This is a genomic window from Mycolicibacter kumamotonensis (assembly GCF_002086285.1).
Lineage (GTDB): Bacteria > Actinomycetota > Actinomycetes > Mycobacteriales > Mycobacteriaceae > Mycobacterium > Mycobacterium kumamotonense.
The window spans coordinates 1-17,568 of record NZ_MVHU01000003.1 but is presented as its reverse complement, the minus strand read 5'-3'; the positions used below and the strand labels follow the sequence as shown (position 1 = coordinate 17,568).

Annotated in this window: 15 protein-coding genes; 10 read left to right on the top strand and 5 right to left on the bottom strand. The window is 66.0% G+C overall.

Annotation, left to right across the window (positions count from 1 at the left end; translation table 11 throughout):
* The first annotated feature begins 1 nt into the window (after window position 1).
* The 6 genes from BST28_RS02945 to BST28_RS02920 all read left to right on the top strand — a co-directional run bounded on the left by BST28_RS02945 (window position 2) and on the right by BST28_RS02920 (window position 7,150).
* Complete coding sequence (locus BST28_RS02945) at window positions 2–2,077, top strand: Mu transposase C-terminal domain-containing protein (protein ID WP_224860251.1); 2,076 nt, start codon at window positions 2–4, stop codon at window positions 2,075–2,077.
* Window positions 2,065–3,090 carry a TniB family NTP-binding protein gene (locus BST28_RS02940; protein ID WP_007172501.1) on the top strand — a complete coding sequence of 342 codons (1,026 nt, stop codon included), beginning with the start codon at window positions 2,065–2,067 and terminating at the stop codon, window positions 3,088–3,090. The genes BST28_RS02945 and BST28_RS02940 overlap by 13 nt, the downstream gene beginning before the upstream one ends.
* Window positions 3,091–3,301: 211 nt before the next feature.
* Window positions 3,302–3,991 carry a hypothetical protein gene (locus BST28_RS02935; RefSeq protein WP_050483930.1) on the top strand — a complete coding sequence of 230 codons (690 nt, stop codon included), beginning with the start codon at window positions 3,302–3,304 and terminating at the stop codon, window positions 3,989–3,991.
* A gap of 71 nt (window positions 3,992–4,062) precedes the next feature.
* Complete coding sequence (cmtR, locus tag BST28_RS02930; protein WP_007170255.1) at window positions 4,063–4,419, top strand: Cd(II)/Pb(II)-sensing metalloregulatory transcriptional regulator CmtR; 357 nt, start codon at window positions 4,063–4,065, stop codon at window positions 4,417–4,419.
* Window positions 4,420–4,500: 81 nt separating this feature from the next.
* Window positions 4,501–4,797, top strand: coding sequence for a DUF1490 family protein (locus BST28_RS02925; protein WP_033718759.1), 297 nt, complete (start codon window positions 4,501–4,503; stop codon window positions 4,795–4,797).
* A 64-nt stretch (window positions 4,798–4,861) separates the two neighbouring features.
* Entirely contained in the window at window positions 4,862–7,150 is a 2,289-nt protein-coding gene (locus BST28_RS02920) for a heavy metal translocating P-type ATPase (RefSeq protein ID WP_083080017.1), read from the top strand.
* A gap of 52 nt (window positions 7,151–7,202) precedes the next feature.
* On the opposite strand, the gene BST28_RS02915 is transcribed toward BST28_RS02920, so the two are convergent.
* On the bottom strand, window positions 7,203–7,589 hold the full coding sequence (locus BST28_RS02915) for an ArsR/SmtB family transcription factor (RefSeq protein WP_109560616.1): 387 nt from the start codon (window positions 7,587–7,589) through the stop codon (window positions 7,203–7,205).
* An 88-nt stretch (window positions 7,590–7,677) separates the two neighbouring features.
* On the opposite strand from BST28_RS02915, the gene BST28_RS02910 reads away from it, so the two are divergent.
* Window positions 7,678–8,466 carry an arsenite methyltransferase gene (locus BST28_RS02910; protein WP_083079805.1) on the top strand — a complete coding sequence of 263 codons (789 nt, stop codon included), beginning with the start codon at window positions 7,678–7,680 and terminating at the stop codon, window positions 8,464–8,466.
* A gap of 247 nt (window positions 8,467–8,713) precedes the next feature.
* Here the strand turns inward: BST28_RS02910 and BST28_RS02905 are convergent, their stop codons facing one another.
* A complete protein-coding gene (locus BST28_RS02905; RefSeq protein WP_046284848.1) occupies window positions 8,714–9,403 on the bottom strand; it encodes a TetR/AcrR family transcriptional regulator in 690 nt (229 codons plus the stop codon).
* A gap of 206 nt (window positions 9,404–9,609) precedes the next feature.
* Here BST28_RS02905 and BST28_RS02900 point away from each other — a divergent pair, with 206 nt between their 5' ends.
* The 3 genes from BST28_RS02900 (at window position 9,610) to BST28_RS02890 (ending at window position 13,779) form a co-directional block, all read left to right on the top strand.
* Window positions 9,610–10,068 carry a PaaI family thioesterase gene (locus BST28_RS02900; protein ID WP_046284847.1) on the top strand — a complete coding sequence of 153 codons (459 nt, stop codon included), beginning with the start codon at window positions 9,610–9,612 and terminating at the stop codon, window positions 10,066–10,068.
* Window positions 10,069–10,158: 90 nt separating this feature from the next.
* Window positions 10,159–10,593, top strand: coding sequence for a DUF6188 family protein (locus tag BST28_RS02895; protein WP_083079803.1), 435 nt, complete (start codon window positions 10,159–10,161; stop codon window positions 10,591–10,593).
* Between the two features lie 69 nt (window positions 10,594–10,662).
* A complete protein-coding gene (locus BST28_RS02890) occupies window positions 10,663–13,779 on the top strand; it encodes an MMPL/RND family transporter (RefSeq protein ID WP_082108291.1) in 3,117 nt (1,038 codons plus the stop codon).
* A 112-nt stretch (window positions 13,780–13,891) separates the two neighbouring features.
* Here the strand turns inward: BST28_RS02890 and BST28_RS02885 are convergent, their stop codons facing one another.
* The 3 genes from BST28_RS02885 to BST28_RS02875 are packed head-to-tail and all read right to left on the bottom strand — an operon-like array spanning window position 13,892 to window position 17,452.
* Window positions 13,892–14,305, bottom strand: coding sequence for a hypothetical protein (locus BST28_RS02885; protein ID WP_046284845.1), 414 nt, complete (start codon window positions 14,303–14,305; stop codon window positions 13,892–13,894).
* Window positions 14,302–16,530 carry a tyrosine-type recombinase/integrase gene (locus tag BST28_RS02880; RefSeq protein ID WP_083079801.1) on the bottom strand — a complete coding sequence of 743 codons (2,229 nt, stop codon included), beginning with the start codon at window positions 16,528–16,530 and terminating at the stop codon, window positions 14,302–14,304. Before BST28_RS02880 ends, BST28_RS02885 begins: the two co-directional genes overlap by 4 nt.
* Window positions 16,514–17,452, bottom strand: coding sequence for a tyrosine-type recombinase/integrase (locus tag BST28_RS02875; RefSeq protein ID WP_272937531.1), 939 nt, complete (start codon window positions 17,450–17,452; stop codon window positions 16,514–16,516). The genes BST28_RS02880 and BST28_RS02875 overlap by 17 nt, the downstream gene beginning before the upstream one ends.
* Between the last annotated feature and the right edge of the window lie 116 nt (window positions 17,453–17,568).

Here is a 17,568-nt window from a genome sequence, read left to right as displayed (position 1 = left end):
TATGCGGTCGGGTGTCATCCGCGAGGGCGATGAAATCCGGTTATCCGACGGCGTATTCACGGTTGTCACACTTTCGGGCAGTTCAGCCAGGCTGACCGATGCGGTCGGCGGGCAGTCGGTGGTACCGCTGTCTCGGCTGCTGGGCGACCCGGCGTTGGAGTTGGTGTCAGGATCGCGACCGGCTTTGTGTTCCGAAGAAGCGTTGGCCGGGGTGCCCGAGGCTGCCGCCGAGCGGGCCCGCTGGTGGGAACGGCACTTGATCGAGGTGTTGACGGGTCGACGGGTTGATTCCGAGGCGGGTAGCCGGCCGCGGCCGGAGTTCGATCCGGCGTCGCGTTCGTTGCGGCAGCGCGAATTGGCCAAGCTCGCCGAGCTGCGCTCGGCTGGCCACGAGATCAGCTTGTACACGTTGCAGCGGCAACGCTATGCCTACGAACGAGACGGCCTGCTGGGGGTTGTGGATCGCCGGCACATTCCCCGGCGGGCGATGTTCGGCCGCGTCGACGAGCGGCTGGTGGCCGCAGTGCGGCAGGCCATCGATGACGAGACCGACGTGTCGACCGGGACGGTGAGCCGCCTGCAGCGACGGGTGACCAAATCGCTGGTGGCTCAATACGGTGCCCAGGACGCACCGGCGATGCCGTCTCAGCGGACGTTCTATCGTCTGGTGAAGAGGCTGTCGGAGGGCCGGCACACGTTCGGGTCCGCGCGCACCCGGCGTTCGTTGTCCAAACAGCCCGACGGCCCGTTCGGTGCGCTGACGGTGGCGCGCCCCGGCGAGGTGGTCGAGATCGATTCGACCCCCCTGGATGTGCGGGTGGTCCTCGATGACGGCACGGTGGACCGGGTCGAGCTGACCGGCATGGTTGACGACGCGACCTGCTCGATTCCGGCCGCGGTGTTGCGGCCCACGACCAAAGCGGTCGACGCGGCGCTGCTGCTGGCCCGAGCGTTGACGCCAGAACCGATGCGGCCGGAGTGGTCCGATGCGCTGCGGATGTCGCGGTCGGTGCTGCCGTATCGCTGTTTGACCGGCGTGGATCAACGGTTGGCCGATGCGGCCGCCCGGCCGGTGATCGCCCCGGAGACCGTAGTGTGCGACCACGGGAAGGCGTATCTGTCGCAAACCTTCCGGCAGGCGTGTTGCACGTTGGGGATCAATCTGCAGCCCGCCCACCCGGATACGCCGACCGACAAACCCAAGATCGAGCGGACCCTGCAGTCGGTGGCCACCTTGTTCGCCCAGCATGTCGCCGGGTATGTCGGCTCCAGCGTCGAGCGGCGCGGCAAGAACGCCGAACAGGACGCAGTGTGGTCGATCGTGGAGCTGCAAGCCCTGCTGGATGAGTGGATCGTCGCGGTATGGCAAAACCGGCCCCACGACGGCCTGCGTGACCCCGTCACCCCGGGCAAGGCGTTGACGCCCAACGAAAAGTACGCCGCCTTGGTCGAGGTCGCCGGGTATGTTCCGGTGCCGCTGTCGGCCGAGGACTACATCGAGTTACTGCCGTCGTGCTGGCGGCGCATCAATTCCTACGGGATCCGGGTCAACAACCGCAGCTACGACGCTAAGGCACTCAACCCCTACCGCCGCCAGCACTCGGGGGTGGAATCCAAGAAGGGCCAGTGGGAGGTGCACTACGACCCCTACGACGTGTCGCGGATCTGGGTGCGCAACCATCACGACGAGGGCTGGCTGGCCGCGACCTGGACGCATTTGCGCAGCCACCCGGTACCGTTCGGCGAATTGGTATGGCAGCATGCGCGGTCCGTGCTGGCCCAGCGCGGATGCGATCAGGCCACCGAAGCCGAGATCGCCCGCGCGGCCGATGACCTGCTCGACCGGGCCGCGCAAGGCCCCGCCCCCACCCGACAGGAATCCAAGGATCGCAGGGTGGCGGGTCGAACGCGAGCCACCGCGACACCGGCCTGGCCCCGCCCGCCGGATACCGCAGAACCCTGCGATGAGGAGCCGCCGCCAGGCGGTGACGAGGACGCCGACGACATCGAGATCGCCCAAGTCATTCCACTACCGGTGTTCGATGCACGCAAGGAGGCTGAATCGTGGCGGCTGTGAACACTTTTGCCCCGGTGAGCCAACTCGAGGACCGGCGCCAACCCACCACCACGCTCGAGGGTTGGCGCCGTTTCGTCGATGCCGATCCACCCGAGTTCACCCTGTTACCCGATGAGCAGTGGAGCACCCTGTCGGAGACCGAACGGACCAACTACAACGAAGCCCGGGTAGCGCATCACAGTGAACTGGTCGTGGTCACCACGTCGGCGATCCAGCGCATCACCAACGAAGGCCGGCTGCTGACCCTGCTCAACCAACGCGAGATCGGCGCCCGGCGCGGGCTGATCATTTCCGGGGCGGCCGCGACCGGCAAGACCACCGCGGTCAAACAACTCGGCCGATTCCACGAACTGCGTATCAGGACACGATTCGCCGACAAGTCCCGGATCCCGATCGTATACGTGACCGCGCCCCCGAAAGGCTCGGCGCGCAAACTCGCGATGGAGTTCGCGCGATTCCTGGGCCTTCCGCCGATGCAACCGCGGATGAATGTCACCGATATCGCCGACGCTGTCTGCCAGGTCCTCATCGACGCCCGAACCGACATCGTGATCGTCGACGAGATCCACAACCTCAACCTCGATACCCGGGCCGGCGAGGAACTGTCCGATCACCTGAAGTACTTCACCGAACACCTGCCCGCCACGTTCGTCTACGCCGGCATCGACGTCGAGCGCTCCGGTGTGTTCACCGGCACCCGCGGACGCCAGCTCGCCGGGCGCTGCGGTGTGATCAACACCAGCCCGTTCCCGTACGCCGGGGAATGGAAGTCGCTGGTGGCCGCGATGGAAGGCACCCTGCGGTTGCACCATCACACCGCGGGAACGCTGGTCGCCGAAGCCAAATACCTGCATCGACGCACCGGCGGAATGATCGGCAGCCTGGCGCACCTGATCCGCTCGGCTGCGATCCGCAGCATGCTCGACGAAACCGAGAACCTCACCAGGGATCTGATGGACACGGTGCTCATCGACTACGCAGCCCAAACATCGGCGCAACGCCATGCCAGCTGACGTATCAACCCCACCGGCGTGGCCGCAGGGGCCTGCCGCGCCACTACCGCGCACCGTCACACCGTTTCGTGGCGAAACGGTGCAGTCCTATCTTGATCGGCTCGCGCACGCCAACCACCTAGAACCCCGAGGTCTGCGGCGCTACCTGGCCGACGGTCCAGCGATCTGCCGTCCCCGGCCGGACTGGTTGGCAACCGCCAGCGGCCAGCCCGTGGGCATCCTTCACGCCCGGCTCATCGGGCTGGCCGCCCCCGACCGCGACACCACCCGCCAACGCCGCCACGCCCGGCCCGCATGCCGCCTGTGCATGGCACGCCGCGGTGTCTATGAGCCGGTCTACTGCTGGTTGCCCGACTACGCGACCGTCTGCTGCCGCCACCGCCGATGGATCGGTGCAGGCACCTCCACCCTCGACGATCAACGCGATCTGCGCTGCGCCCCCGCGGTGATCGCCGCAGCGCAGCGCCATGCCCGACTGGATCGGTGTCACGGCGACGCTGCGCGCTTCGCGGTCAGGGATGCCGCGCGGATTCACCGCTGCTGGGCACGCAGCACCAGCCCGTTTACGCTGCCGCCTGCCCGCGCCGACGCCGACACGCACATCGGCGCCTACCCGGACCTGATCGCCTTGGCCGCCATCCTGGCCGGCGCTCATCGCCGGATCTGGGGCACCGCGCCAGCCACACCCGCCCGTGCCCGCGCCGTCGATGCGGTCTACGTCAACGTCAGCGCCCGGTTTCCCCAGCACCGCGACCAAACCCGCCCCATCGAACAGTGGATCCACGATCAACAACTCAGCGCCACCCGCCGCGCACACCACTTCGACGCGTGGAAACCACGACCAGGTCAATCCCCGCGATCACCGTGCCCGGCTGGGCCAGCTGGGCGGCGTCAGGGCTGACGGCGGCGTGTGGAGCCATGGCACAATTCAGCCCTTGCTGACATATCAGTATGGGCTGTACTGTTTGGTGCATGCTGACGTGTGAGACGCGGGAATCGGCGCTGGCTCGGCTGGGCCGAGCGCTGGCGGATCCGACGCGGTGTCGGATTCTGGTGGCACTGCTCGATGGGGTGTGCTACCCGGGCCAGTTGGCTGCGCAGCTGGGGTTGACACGGTCGAATGTGTCCAATCATTTGTCGTGTTTGCGGGGCTGCGGGCTGGTCATCGCGACCTATGAGGGCCGGCAGGTTCGCTACGCGCTGGCCGACCCTCACCTCGCCCGTGCTCTGGGCGAGCTGGTCCAGGTTGTTTTGGCGGTGGATACCGACCAGCCCTGTGTCGGCGAGGACGCCGCATCGGGCGCAGCCGAGGCCACCGTTGGTCGATGACCATCAGTGGCAGCGATCCGGTGACCTTGAAGATCGCGGTCGCTCAATCGTAGTGAGTTGGCAGAACAGAAGGGATAAGCAGTGGCTATACATGGGTTCGTGGCCAAAGCAGCCGGGACAGTGTTCACCGGGCTGGTCGGGGTGAGCGCCTACGAGGTGCTGCGCAAGGCGGTGGGCACGGCGCCGGTTCACCGGGCAGCGGTGACCGTGACGGAGTGGGGACTGCGCGGAACTCGGAGCGCAGAGGTAGCAGCGGAGTCGGCCCGGCTGAAAGTCGCCGACGTGGTCGCCGAAGCCCGCGGACGCATCGGCGACGATGCCCCTCGGCCGCCCGCCGCCAAGGCTGACGATGACGACTGCTGCCAAGTGATGGGTTAGCCGTTTTCACGGGGAAAGGTCGATTGTGCCTACTGCTGAGGTTTCCTCCGATCACGGGGCCGCGCTGGTTGTCGTGTCTGCGGGTGCGCGACGAATACGGGTGCGTGCTAACTGGTTTCGGTTCGACGCGGTGCGGGCTGTCGCGATCGAGGACTCGGTCGCCACGGTGGCTGGTGTGGATGCGGTCCGCGCGTATCCGCGCACGGCTTCCGTGGTGGTCTGGTATTCACCCGAGCGCTGCGACACCGCTGCCATTTTGTCGGCGATCGCCGCCGCCGAGCACATCCCTGCCGAGTCGGTGCCCGCCCGGGCGCCGCACTCGGTCGAGGGAGGCAACCCCGGTGTGCTGCAGAGGATCCTCGACTGGAGCGAGCGGACGCTATCCGGCGAGCAAGCTGACAGGGTTTCACAACGACCAGTGCAACGAAGCGATGGCTGCTGCGACCACGACGACAGCCACCCTGAGTCGGAGCGGCTGTGGGGCGTTGTCAAGCTGCGGCGGGCCGCGTTCTCCGGGGTGGTGCTGACAGCCTCACTGGTGACGGCGTGGCTGACTCCATTCGGGCCGGTGGCGTTGGGATTGAAAGTCGTGGCGCTCGCGGTGGGCGCTTCGACGTTCGTGCCCTCAACCGTTAGGCGACTGACCGAGGGCCGTGTCGGTGTAGGCACGTTGATGACTATCGCCGCCCTCGGCGCTGTTGGACTCGGTCAGGTCGGCGAGGCTGCGATGCTGGCGTTTTTGTTCTCCATCAGCGAGGGTTTGGAGGAATACGCCGTGGCGCGTACCCGCCGCGGCTTGCGTGCTCTGCTGGCGCTGGTGCCGGATCGGGCCACGGTCCTGCGCGCAGGTGTCGAAACCGTGGTGGCCGCAGCCGAACTGCGCGTCGGTGATCAGATGATTGTCAAACCCGGGGAACGTCTGGCCACCGACGGCATCATTGGTGCCGGGCGCACCGCCCTGGACGTCTCGGCGATTACCGGCGAATCGGTTCCGGTAGAGGCCGGACCCGGTGATGAGGTGTTCGCCGGGTCGATCAACGGGTCCGGAGTGCTGCAGGTGGACGTCACCGCGACCGCCCAGGACAACTCGTTGGCGCGGATCGTGCAGATCGTGGAAGCCGAACAGGCCCGCAAGGGCGCCAGCCAGCGCCTGGCCGATCGGATCGCGCAGCCGTTGGTGCCGGGCATCATGATCGCCGGGGTGCTGATCGCCGGGGCGGGGAGCATCTTCGGCAACCCGCTGGTGTGGATCGAACGCGCTCTGGTGGTGCTGGTCGCCGCGTCCCCGTGCGCGCTGGCCATCGCCGTGCCAGTGACCGTCGTGGCGGCAGTCGGTGCCGCCTCGAAGATCGGGGTACTGATCAAGGGCGGTGCCGCGCTGGAAGTCTTGGGCACCATCGGTGGGATCGCGCTGGACAAAACCGGAACGTTGACGGCCAACCGGCCCACCGTCATCGACGTCGCCACCACCAACGGTGCTACCCGCGACGAGGTGCTGGCGGTGGCGGCCGCACTGGAAATCCGCAGTGAACACCCGCTGGCCGCGGCCGTCCTGGCGGCCAACACGGCGCCGATCGTCGCAGCCGACGAGGTGCAGGCCATTCCCGGTGCCGGGCTGACCGGCCAACTCAAAGGACACAGCGTCCGACTGGGGCGGCCCGGCTGGATCGACCCCGCCGACCTGGTTGATCAGGTGGCACGTATGCAACAAGCCGGGGCCACAGCGGTTCTCGTGGAACGCGACGACCAGCTACGTGGTGCCATCGCCGTGCGCGACGAGCTGCGTCCCGAGGCAGCCGAGGTCATCGCCGGGCTCCGCGCCGGCGGCTACCAGGTGACGATGCTTACCGGCGACAATCACGCGACCGCCGCCGCGCTGGCTGCCCAAGCCGGCATCGAGCACGTCTATGCCGAACTGCGCCCGCAGGACAAGGCCCGCCTGATCGCAGAACTGGGCGCTCACCGGCCCACCGCGATGGTCGGCGACGGCGTCAACGACGCTCCAGCCCTGGCCGCCGCCGACCTGGGAATCGCGATGGGCGCCATGGGAACCGACGTGGCCATCGAAACCGCCGACGTCGCCCTGATGGGCCAAGACCTACGTCACCTGCCCCACGCACTAGCACATGCTCGACGCTCCCGGCAGATCATGCTGCAAAACGTCGGGCTCTCCCTGGGCATCATCACCGTGCTGATGCCGCTAGCGGTGTTCGGCACCCTCGGCCTGGCTGCCGTCGTGTTGGTGCACGAGCTTGCCGAAGTCGTCGTCATCGCCAACGGTGGACGCGCCGGGCGCATCAGGCCTCTTGCCGGGCCAACACAAGACACCCGGCCGCAGGCCGACTCAAGGTAGCGGCGGCGCGCCACTTAATCCGAGGCATCGCAGGTCAGCGCTCAAGCGTGCCTCAGCCACAACGACAACGGACAACAAACACCCCGCCGAGTGCATCTAGGGCCGCGGGCACCAGCCGGTAGTACGCCCACTTGCCGCGCTGGGTTCGGTCGAGCAGGCCGGCCTCGACCAGGATCTTGAGGTGATGCGACACCGTCGGCTGGGATAGCCCCACAGGGGCGGTCAGGTCGCATACACACGCCTCGGCGCCCTCATGGGCCGCGATCAGCGACACCAGTCGCAATCGGGTGGGCTCGGCGAGCGCCTTGAGCACGCCGGCCAACCGCTCGGCGGCGGCCGCATCCAGCACCCCCTCGGCGATCGGGCTGCAACACGCCGCAAGATCGGCGACGAGCAGCGCGTCATCGCGGTCGGTTGAGGACGCGATCGTGGCGGACATGACCACAGTATGACATACGCATTGACAGATATCGATGCATCGTGCAGACTGCTCCCATAGATACTTGTCGATGGAAGGAGTGGGTGGGATGACCGCCGAACACAATGAGCTGCGTGATCAGGTCCGGGCGAGCTACGGCGCCGCCGCCACCGCGGTGCGTAGCGGTGAAACCAACAGCGATGTGCTGACCGCCGCGAGCTGCTGCGGGTCCGCCGATTCCGCCGATATTGGGACCATCTTCGGCGCCGGCCTCTACGGCGACGACGTACATTCCGAGCTTCCCATCGAAGCCGTTGCGGCCAGCCTGGGCTGCGGTAACCCGACCGCGGTCGCCGACCTGCACCCCGGAGAGCGGGTGCTGGATCTGGGCTCTGGCGGCGGGATCGACGTGCTGTTATCGGCGCGCCGGGTCGGCCCGAACGGGTTTGCTTACGGCGTCGACATGACCGACGAGATGCTGGCCCTGGCGCAGGAGAACAAGGCCAAGGCCGGTGCCACCAATGTCGAGTTCCGCAAGGGCACCATCGAAGACATTCCGCTGCCCGATGCCGCCGTCGATGTGGTGATCTCCAACTGTGTGATTAACCTGTCGGCCGACAAACCAGCCGTGATCGCCGAGATGTTCCGGGTGCTGGTGCCCGGTGGGCGGATCGGGATCTCCGACGTCGTCGCCGAGGACCACCTCAGTGCGGCCCAGCGCGCCGAACGCGGCTCCTACGTCGGCTGCATCGCCGGAGCGTTGTCCCGCCAGGAGTACCTCGACGGGCTGGCCGCCGCCGGGTTCACCGATGCCACGGTCACGTTCACCCACCAGGTGGCTGAAGGGATGCACGGCGCGATCATCCACGCCACCAAACCCGCCGCATCGTCCGAGTGAGACAGCCGCAGCGAAAGACCGCATCACTGCCCCCGACCCACCTCACGTTGACAGTTGCCAGTGAAGTTATCTGGTGTCGCGAGCATGTGTGTATGACTGTTACCGATTAGGTGCGTCCCGTGCCGATCAGCCTAATCGGGAACGATTGAATCGCACGGTGTGCCCGCCTAGGGATTGCGCGGCTGCCATCCCGGCCCGTTTCTCCTGTCGCCTGCCCGGTTGCACTGATTGCGCCCCGGGAGAGCGCTCACCCCGGGCGGTTGTCGTCTGTGCCCCTTTGACCGTCGGGCTGTGGAACTGCGGATTGGGCTTCCTGGGTCCGGTGAGTGGCCAGGAAGTCGTCGACGATGCGGGCGCAGTCGTGTGCGGTGATGGATCGCAGGCCGGTCATTCGTGCGAACGCGAGTGGTCCGATGAGTTGGCACAGTGCGAGATCCGGGTCCAGGCCGTCGAATTCAGCAGCGGCCTCAATGTCTTGCAGGATGGCGTCGAAGGGCTGCCGGTATTGGTTGATGACCCGCGCTCGCAGCGCCTGCGGGGCATGTTCGGTGCTGGCGTGATCGATTGTGGTCGGGCCCAGGGCGAGCCAGGCCAGCATGGTGATGTGTGCTGGGGCGTCGGCGAACAGCGCAGACTGTCGGGTGAGCAGTTCGATGAGTCGTTCGCGCAATGTCCCACTGGCCGGCCCGGGTGGGGTTACTTGAGGTAAGAGTCGCTCGAAGGTGGCCGCGAGCAACTGCGATGAGCTGCCGAAATGGCGGTAGAGGGTGGTGCGGGCCACCTTGGAAGCTTTGGTGACCGCCTCGATGGTGACGGCTTCGATGCCACCGCTGCTGAGCAGCGCGGTCGCGGCGTCGAGCAAGCGGTTGCGCGACCGGGTCCGGCGGGGGTCAATATCGTCGTCATCGGGCACCGGCGGTACCTGCTCGCTGCTCACACCCACTCACCCCTCGCCTCATTCCAGATTCCCGACCAATTACCCGCGTCACCGCCCGTAACGGGTACCGTACCAACGGTAGCGCAGCGAAACTATGTGTACCGAAGGTGTCGTTGGTGGCCGATCACTCACCGCATCACGATGTCGCGTCCGGCCGCTCGGGTGCGGCACGGCCTGAGCTGCTGCCCGCACATACTCGGACGTGTATGGGTTGCGGACCGCAGAATCCGCACGGTCTGCAGCTGGTGGTTTACCGCAGCGGCGACACGGTGTACGCGGACGTGACTTTCGACGAACGCCACGTCGGCGCGCCCGGTCTGGCGCACGGCGGGGCGGTCGCCGCCGCCTGCGACGACGTGCTGGGGTTCGCGCTGTGGATTGCCGGCGCGCCCGCTGTGACACGCAGCCTGACCGTCGAATACCTCCAGCCGGTCGTGCTGCATCGATCCCACCGCATCACCGCGCACATTGCCTCCCGGGAAGGCCGCGTGCTGCACATCGGCGCAACCGGCACCGACCCCGAGGGGGCCACCCGATTCACCGCAAATGCGGTGTTCGTCGTGGTCACCGCCGATCACTTCGCCGCCTATGGCGACGTAGCAGCGTTCGAACATCTTCTTCGGCGGCTCGGGGACAACGGGGCGCCGAGCGATCCGGAATCCTGACCCGCAACCCGTAACGCTATTACTAGTAGCGCAGCGCTACTTGCCGTACCATTTCAGTGCAGACCGGTTGGGCGTCGACGGAGGTGCGCGATGTACACCACGTGGATCGAAGGTTGCACCGTGCAGCGGATGTCGTTGCAGGGTGATCTGGTGTTGAGCTTTGATGACGCCAACGAGGTAGTCATCAGTTGCCTGCTGTGGCTTGCCCTGCCGGCTAGCGGTGAGTTTCCGGCCGAGGAAGTGCTCATCGACCCGCGCGAGGTCGCCGCCCACCAACGTCCGCTACTGGATCTGGCGGGTGCGGTGTGCACGAAGGCATGCCACGACGATTCCGGTCGGCTACTCCTGAGCTTCTCCAACGGCCTGCGCATCGAGGTCAGCGCCAACGAGCGCGCCACCGTCTGGGAGCTCTACGGCAAACACCACGGTTACATGGCGTGCCTGCCGCACGGCAGGGTCAAGGTGGTCCGCCATGACATCCCCTACGACGAGGACGACAATGCCGGTGCAACGACCCCCAACTAAGGATCTTCGTCATCGCCGGCAGCCGAGTCATTGTGACCGGCGGCAGCGTCTTTCGTGGGCGCAGGCGCGGTGAGTGCGGACAACCCGGGCGGTGCGGGCACGGCAACCCTGCCTGTGCGGGCCCGCAACGGGGTGGCCGATCCGGGCCAATCCAGTGAGTACAGCAGCCGGTTAGCAACACTGGCCGGGTTCACGGTGCGTCATAAAGCACTGGTCATCGGCGGCTGGATCGCCGTCGCCGTGCTGCTTGCACTGGTGTTCCCGCAGCTGGAAACGGTGGTACGGCAGCAATCGGTGAACCTGATCCCCCGCGACGCCGCGTCGTTTCAAACCGTGGACCGCATGAGCGCGGCCTTCGGTGAACAGGGCTCCAAAACGATGCTGGTCGTGGCGATGGAAGACCCCGACGGCTTAACCGCGCCGGTGCGCAACCGCTATGAGCAGTTGGTGGTGCAGCTGCGCGCCGATACCGACCACGTCTTGCTGGTTCAAGATCTGCTCGCCGACCCGGTCACCGCGGCGCATGCGACCAGCAATGACGGCAAAGCCTGGTATCTGCCGGTGGGTGTGGCCGGCACCCTGGGTGACCCCAAGGCCGCCGAATCCGTCCAAGCCGTGCGCGACATCGCCGCCGGTTTATTCGCCGGTTCACCGACGACCGTGCACGTGACGGGCCCGGCGGCCACCTTCAACGACCAGATCGCTGCCGCCGAACACGACCTGCTGCTGATCTCGATCGCCACCGCCGCGCTGATCGCACTGATCCTGCTGATTGTCTACCGGTCGGTGTTCACCGCCTTGCTGCCCCTGCTGGTGATCGGGGTCAGCCTGGCCGTCGGCCGTGGTGTGCTGTCTGTCCTCGGCGAGAGCGGCATGCCCGTCTCGCAGTTCACCGTGGCGTTCATGACCGTGATCCTGCTCGGGGCGGGCACCGACTACACGGTGTTTTTGATCAGCCGCTACCACGAACAGCGCCGCGCACATGTCCCCGCCGATCAGGCCGTCATTCATGCCACCGCCAGCATCGGGCGCGTGATCCTGGCCTCGGCGGCCACCGTTGCGCTGGCCTTTTTTGCCATGGTTTTCGCTCGCCTCAGTGTTTTCGCCGGGCTCGGCCCGGCCTGCGCGGTCGCCGTGCTGGTCGGATTCCTGGCCACCGTGACCCTGTTGCCGCCGGTGCTGGCGCTGGCCGCCCGCCGTGGAATCGGCGAGCCGAAATCCGATCGAACCCGCCGCTACTGGAACAGTGTCGCTGTCGCGGTGGTCCGCCGGCCGGTGCCACTGTTGGCCGTGAGCCTGGTGATCCTGCTGGCCCTCTCGGCCATCGCCACCACGATGAAGATCAGCTACGACGACCGCAAAGGCCAGCCTGCCACCACCGCCAGCAACCAGGGTTACCAACTGCTGGATCGCCACTTCCCCAAAGACGTCGTCATCACCGAATTTCTCGTCGTGGAGAACCCCGACGACATGCGCACCAGCAAAGGTCTGGCCGACCTCGACGAGATGGCCTCCCGGGTCGCCCAAGTATCCGGGGTCACCAAAGTCATCGGGATAACCCGCCCCACCGGCACCCGTCTCGAACAAGCCCAACTGTCTTGGCAGAACAGGCAGATCGGCGACAAGATGGCCGACGCCGTCGCCGATGGCGACGCACGAAAAGGCGACCTCACTCAACTCACCGACGGCGCCGATCAACTCGCTGGCGGCCTGGCCCAGCTCGATGCCGCCCTGCACGCGATCTTGACCCCGCTGTCGGGCGTACTGGCCCGAGCCCAATCCGGTGACACCCTGCTGTGGTCATCTCGACCGTTGCTGCAAGAACTTTCGGCCTCCGCACCCACCGTCGACCAAGCCATCCAATCCGGCCCCGGGCTGCGGTCGCGGGCGGATCAAGCCGAAACCGCCCTCGCCGTGCTGGCCCCCCTCGTCGATGGCCTGAACACTTCCGAGTGGTGTGCCACCACGCCGCAATGCGCGCAAATCCGTAACCAGGTCCGGATCCTGGTGAGTTTGCGCGATAACGGATTCTTCACCGAAGTCGCCACCCTCGGCGATCGCTACAACCCTGACACCGACGCCACCATTGCTGGCACCCTTGCCGACATACAAGCCGCTGCCGCAGCACTTGACAAGGCCTTCGGAACTCAGGGTGATCCCGCGGACCCGGCCGGCAACATCGGCCGGCTCCAAGAGGGCGTCGGCCAACTCGCTTCCGGGGCGCAAGCGCTGGCCGCCGGTGTGCACGCCCTGGCCGACAGCAACATCGAAATGTTGGCTCGGATGGGCCAGGTCGCCGCCCAACTGCAGAACTCGGCCCGCGCCAGCGCCGGCTCTGACGCAGCGAGCGGTTTCTACCTGCCCGCCAGTGCCTTCGATAACCGTCAATTCACCGACGTTGCCAAACAATTCCTCTCACCCGATGGCAAAACCGCCCGCTTTGTCGTCGAATCCAGCTACGACCCCTACAGCGCGCAGGCGATCACCCTCGCCCGCCAGATCGTCGAGACCGCCGACACCGCCCGCCCCAACACCACCCTGGCCAACGCCACTATCGCCGTTGCCGGGTTCCCCGCCGTCAACTCCGACATCCAACGGCTCCTGTCGGCTGACTTCACCCAACTGGCCATCAGCACCCTGGTCATCGTCGGACTCATCCTCATCCTGCTCTTGCGCGCCCTGCTCGCCCCGCTATACCTGCTGGGGACGGTCGTGCTGAACTACCTGGCCTCACTGGGCATCGGAGTGCTGGTCTTCCAATGGGGACTCGGCTACGAAATCGCCTGGCCCGTCCCGTTGCTGGCTTTCATCATCCTGGTAGCCGTCGGCGCCGACTACAACATGCTGCTCGTCTCACGGCTGCGGGAGGAATCCAAACACAACATTCGCGTAGGGGTACTGCGCACCGTCGCCCGCACCGGCTCGGTCATCACCTCGGCCGGAATCATCTTCGCCGCCAGCATGTTCGGACTGATGTTCGGCTCCATCGCGATCATGATCCAAGTCGGCCTCATCATCGGCTGCGGACTCCTACTCGACACATTCCTCGTTCGCACCCTCACCGTCCCCGCCATCGCCACACTCCTGCGCGAAGCCAGCTGGTGGCCCAACACGCCGCGCTCTATCCCACCTCCACACCGTCAGGCCCGCCTGAGCGATCCGTATTACGACACAGGCACCCTGTAACCGCCGCAGATTGGGGGATTACGGCTACGGGTGCGTGGTTTCGGCGCCACAATGGCTGGAATCGCGAGTGAAGTGCAGGCGGTGCCCCAAGCCGTTGTTGCGATGGCACCCATTAGCCGCCGCCCCCTGCACCGTTTCCGGCGTCGAGTTGTCCGTAGAGCAGTGCGATTGTCGATTCTTGTTCGGCAAGCTTGGTTCTCAGTGCGCGGATCTCACCGTCCTTGGCGACCAGTTGGGCACGTAGGGCGGCTACGACGGTGCTCTCGCGGCCCGTCGCGGCGTCGAGCGAAGGCGGCTGGCGTCGGTAGGCGTCGATGATCGCGACGAGGTCGCGGTGCTTGTAGACGGTCTTGCGTTCTACGCCGGCGCGGGCAGCGACGGTGGATATGTTGATGATGGCGTTGGTCTTGCGCAGGTGTTTGATGGCGCGTTCGATATCCCGGCGCTTGGTCTGGGAGATGTTCTTACGGTAGTCGGCCAGGGCGCGGCGGGCGTTATCCGAAGGGGGAGGGGGGCGTTGCCTCATCCGGTTGCGTTGGGGTCGGCTTTGCGTAGAACAGATTCGTGGCTGCCGCGGGTCTTGACCTTCAACAGCGGCAACCGGTTTGAGGCACCAGCACCGCCCACACTGGCTCCGTTCGCGAGGCCCTCGGTGTCGGTGTGCAGACGCTCGATGATCGCGTCCAGAGAGGCGATCTCCCGGCGCCGTTCGTGAATCCACACGTTGTCGTCGGTGAGTTCCCGCCCGCTACGTCGCCGGTACTGTTCGCGGCGGACCTCGATCAAGTTGACGGTCTTGGCGCGCTGCGCGATCAATTCGTCGAGATGAGTGGCGTCGGTGGCGAAATGCCCGCATGACAGACAAGCATTTCCTTTGTCACAGCTCTTCAGCGGAGGAAGCAGGCACACGCCGTTGGGAAGTACCCGATCCGTGCGGGCCGCCAGTTGAGTCATGTCATAAATATCGGATGGACTGATTGCGATATCGGTGCCGTGTGCGCCGACCTTCTTGTGCCGCAGGAATTCTGACTCAGCTGTTGCAGCAAGCGTCGCAGCGTAGCGCAGGGTCATCTCAGGGGATGCGTGCCCAAGGTATCGCTGTACCACGTGAATGGGAACGCCGTCGTTTAGCAACTCGGTGGCCCGGGTATGGCGCAGCCGATGGGTCTGGCTGAACCGCAGCGGACGCCCGGCCGAGTCGGCCAGGCCGTGAACCTTGTCGAGTTTGTTCAGTGCCACACCGTAGGACTGGTAGGTGCGGGCCCGGTGGCCCTGATGCTGGTGGCGCAGTCCGAGGAACAGGTACTTCGGGCTCAGCCCAGGGTAGCGGCGGCGAACCCACTGTTGCTGTTCGGTGATCACGTTGACCACCGCCTTCTCAACCAGGATCGACGGCAGTACCCCGTCGACCTTGGTCTGCTGGTAGCGCAACTTGGCGACGAATGCGTTGGGGTCATCGGAATCTGTGGGGCGTTCCTGGCCGGGAATAGCGGTCAGAGGGTCGAAGTCGAGCATCAGTATCTCCGAGGCTCGGCGTCCGGTCAGCGCCTGCAGCAGCCAGACGCGCGCGGCTTGCGGGTCTCCGAGGCCGGCGACAACCGAGATCGTTGCATCAGGGTGAGTGATGGCCACCGGCATACCGCGATCGGCCGCCAGCACATCGAGGTAGCACAGCATCTGCTGCAATTCCGACGTGGAGAACCACGTCAGCTCCCGCTGCCGGTTGGCGCGGCGCGTTCGAAACGCCGCGCCCCACAGACGCGTGTAGGTGTCGGTGATCTGAGCCCACCGGGGGTCGCCGGTCGCCGCAGCGGCTTCCTCGGCGTGATCAACCATGAAGGCGTAGAACACCTGGGCCTGCGACTGGGTCGAGTCCACCGCGGATGCTGACAACGGCCGGTCTGGTTTGAACTGTGCGGATGGGGATTTCAGGTAGTTGGAGAACTCGGTGAACAACAACCGCAGGGCGGCGCGGTCATCGGCCAACAGTGGGGTGCTGATGTTGCGGGCGGCCAAGAACGGGCCGAGGTGCCTGGCCATGTTGCGAGCACGATCGGCTACCGATGACCAGCGCAGCAATTCCGCGGTTATGGAGGTGCGCAGCCAGAACCGCACGCCCTCACGCAGCCAGGGCGGGTGGATCGCGGCAAGTTTGACGACTTGGTCATGGCTGGGTTCATGTTCGCGCTGTGGTATGCGGGGATCAGCCCGTAGATCCCAGATGTCATGGGCCCACCACGGGGCATCGGTGCAGCGCACCGATACGTAAAGATGCAGGTGCTCGATCAAGGCCACGACCTGGCGCCGAGCCCCCGCGGAGGGCAGGCGGGCGTTGCGGCGCTCAAAGCGCACCACGGCGTGACGTACGACATCCTCGGCCGCGAGGTCTGCAATGCTCACTGGAGGCCGGTGATACCGCTGCTGGTGCTCGGCGGCGGCGTCGGTCAAGGCGACGGCCGTCCACTTCAGCAGGAACGGCTCGATCTTGCGGATTCCTTCGTGGCCGCACAACCACACCCACCACGCCATTTCTTGGCGAAAGCGTTCTGGGACATCGGCGGGGGTGAAGTCGTGGCCGTCGGGATTGTTCAGGTAGCGCTGGTTGCGCACGAACACGGCGTCGAACGGTGCAGCGTCGATGCGGTAGTGCAAAGTTCGCCACGATTCAGGGACCTGCTGCCATTGCCGATCCCACACGGTGGCCGCCGCGGATCCTGCAGAATCGACGTGACTGTTACGGGGTTGAGTCATGGCTCACCTTCCAGCCGGCGACGAAGCTCTTCCACTGCGCGACCGTGCGCATCTCGGCGTCGGCGGTCACCCACCCGTAGATCGACAGCGTGGTCTGCACATCGGCGTGGCCGAGACGGCGCATCACCACGTGTTCAGGCACCCCAGACAACAGCAGAGCTGTAGCGTGGGTGTGGCGCAGCCAGTGAGGAGTCCAGTCCTGCGGCAACACATCAGCATGGGCGGCCGTGAGGGTGTCCACCTTGTCGTAGACGGTTTCCGGGCGCAACGGTGCATAGCGCTGGCCGCGTGCCAGATTGACGAACACGAAGTGCGACGCCAGATCGGCAACCGCGACGTCGGCGGCCCACCCGATCAGCTGCCACACGTACTCGCTGTAGAGGGCTACCAGATCATCGCCGATGTAGATCCGGCGTGCACCGGACTTGGCTCGTACCCCATGGGGGTGATCGTCGCGGCCGGCCACCAGAATCGACGGAGTCTCACCCCCGGTGATATGGAAATCATTGTGGCGCAAAGATAATGCTTCACCTATTCGCATTCCGGTCTCGGCCAGGACGGCGAAGAATAACCGGTCACGCAAACCCGCCTCGCTGCCGGTCCACTCACCCGACGGCGACTGCACACTGCAGCCATCCAGGATGGCGTTGACTTGATCGGGCAACAACACCGGCGTCTCGCTGCGATTGGGTGCACGCCGGCGGTGCACAGGCACCTCCTGATCACGTCGCGGTCCGACACCAGCCAGGGTGGGGGCATAGCGGCGCCGCGAGGATCGGGCGTGGGAGGAAAACAAGCGGCGGTACGGGCGGGTCAAATCGTGGGCGTCGGCGAAGTACCGGTACATCGACAACACCGCAGCCCCCCGCGGCTGCAACGACGACTCGGCCATCCCAGGCCCGGGCTCACCGATACGGACCATGCCCGGCAGATCCCCAGTCCGCAGATAACACAGGAACTCGAGCAATGATCAGAACCTGTGGATGAGCCTCGGTGAGGTGGCGTAGGAAAGGGCGCACCTTCCCGAGGATGATCTTC

Bases quoted from the DNA above. Each gene is read 5' to 3' on its own strand.
- BST28_RS02945 (WP_224860251.1), top strand. From the start codon at position 2: ATGCGGTCGGGTGTCATCCGCGAGGGCGATGAAATCCGGTTATCCGAC.
- cmtR (WP_007170255.1), top strand. From the start codon at position 4,063: ATGCTGACGTGTGAGACGCGGGAATCGGCGCTGGCTCGGCTGGGCCGA.
- BST28_RS02915 (WP_109560616.1), bottom strand. From the start codon at position 7,589: ATGTCCGCCACGATCGCGTCCTCAACCGACCGCGATGACGCGCTGCTC.
- BST28_RS02910 (WP_083079805.1), top strand. From the start codon at position 7,678: ATGACCGCCGAACACAATGAGCTGCGTGATCAGGTCCGGGCGAGCTAC.
- BST28_RS02900 (WP_046284847.1), top strand. From the start codon at position 9,610: ATGGGTTGCGGACCGCAGAATCCGCACGGTCTGCAGCTGGTGGTTTAC.
- BST28_RS02895 (WP_083079803.1), top strand. From the start codon at position 10,159: ATGTACACCACGTGGATCGAAGGTTGCACCGTGCAGCGGATGTCGTTG.
- BST28_RS02885 (WP_046284845.1), bottom strand. From the start codon at position 14,305: ATGAGGCAACGCCCCCCTCCCCCTTCGGATAACGCCCGCCGCGCCCTG.
- BST28_RS02880 (WP_083079801.1), bottom strand. From the start codon at position 16,530: ATGACTCAACCCCGTAACAGTCACGTCGATTCTGCAGGATCCGCGGCG.
- BST28_RS02875 (WP_272937531.1), bottom strand. From the start codon at position 17,452: ATGGTCCGTATCGGTGAGCCCGGGCCTGGGATGGCCGAGTCGTCGTTG.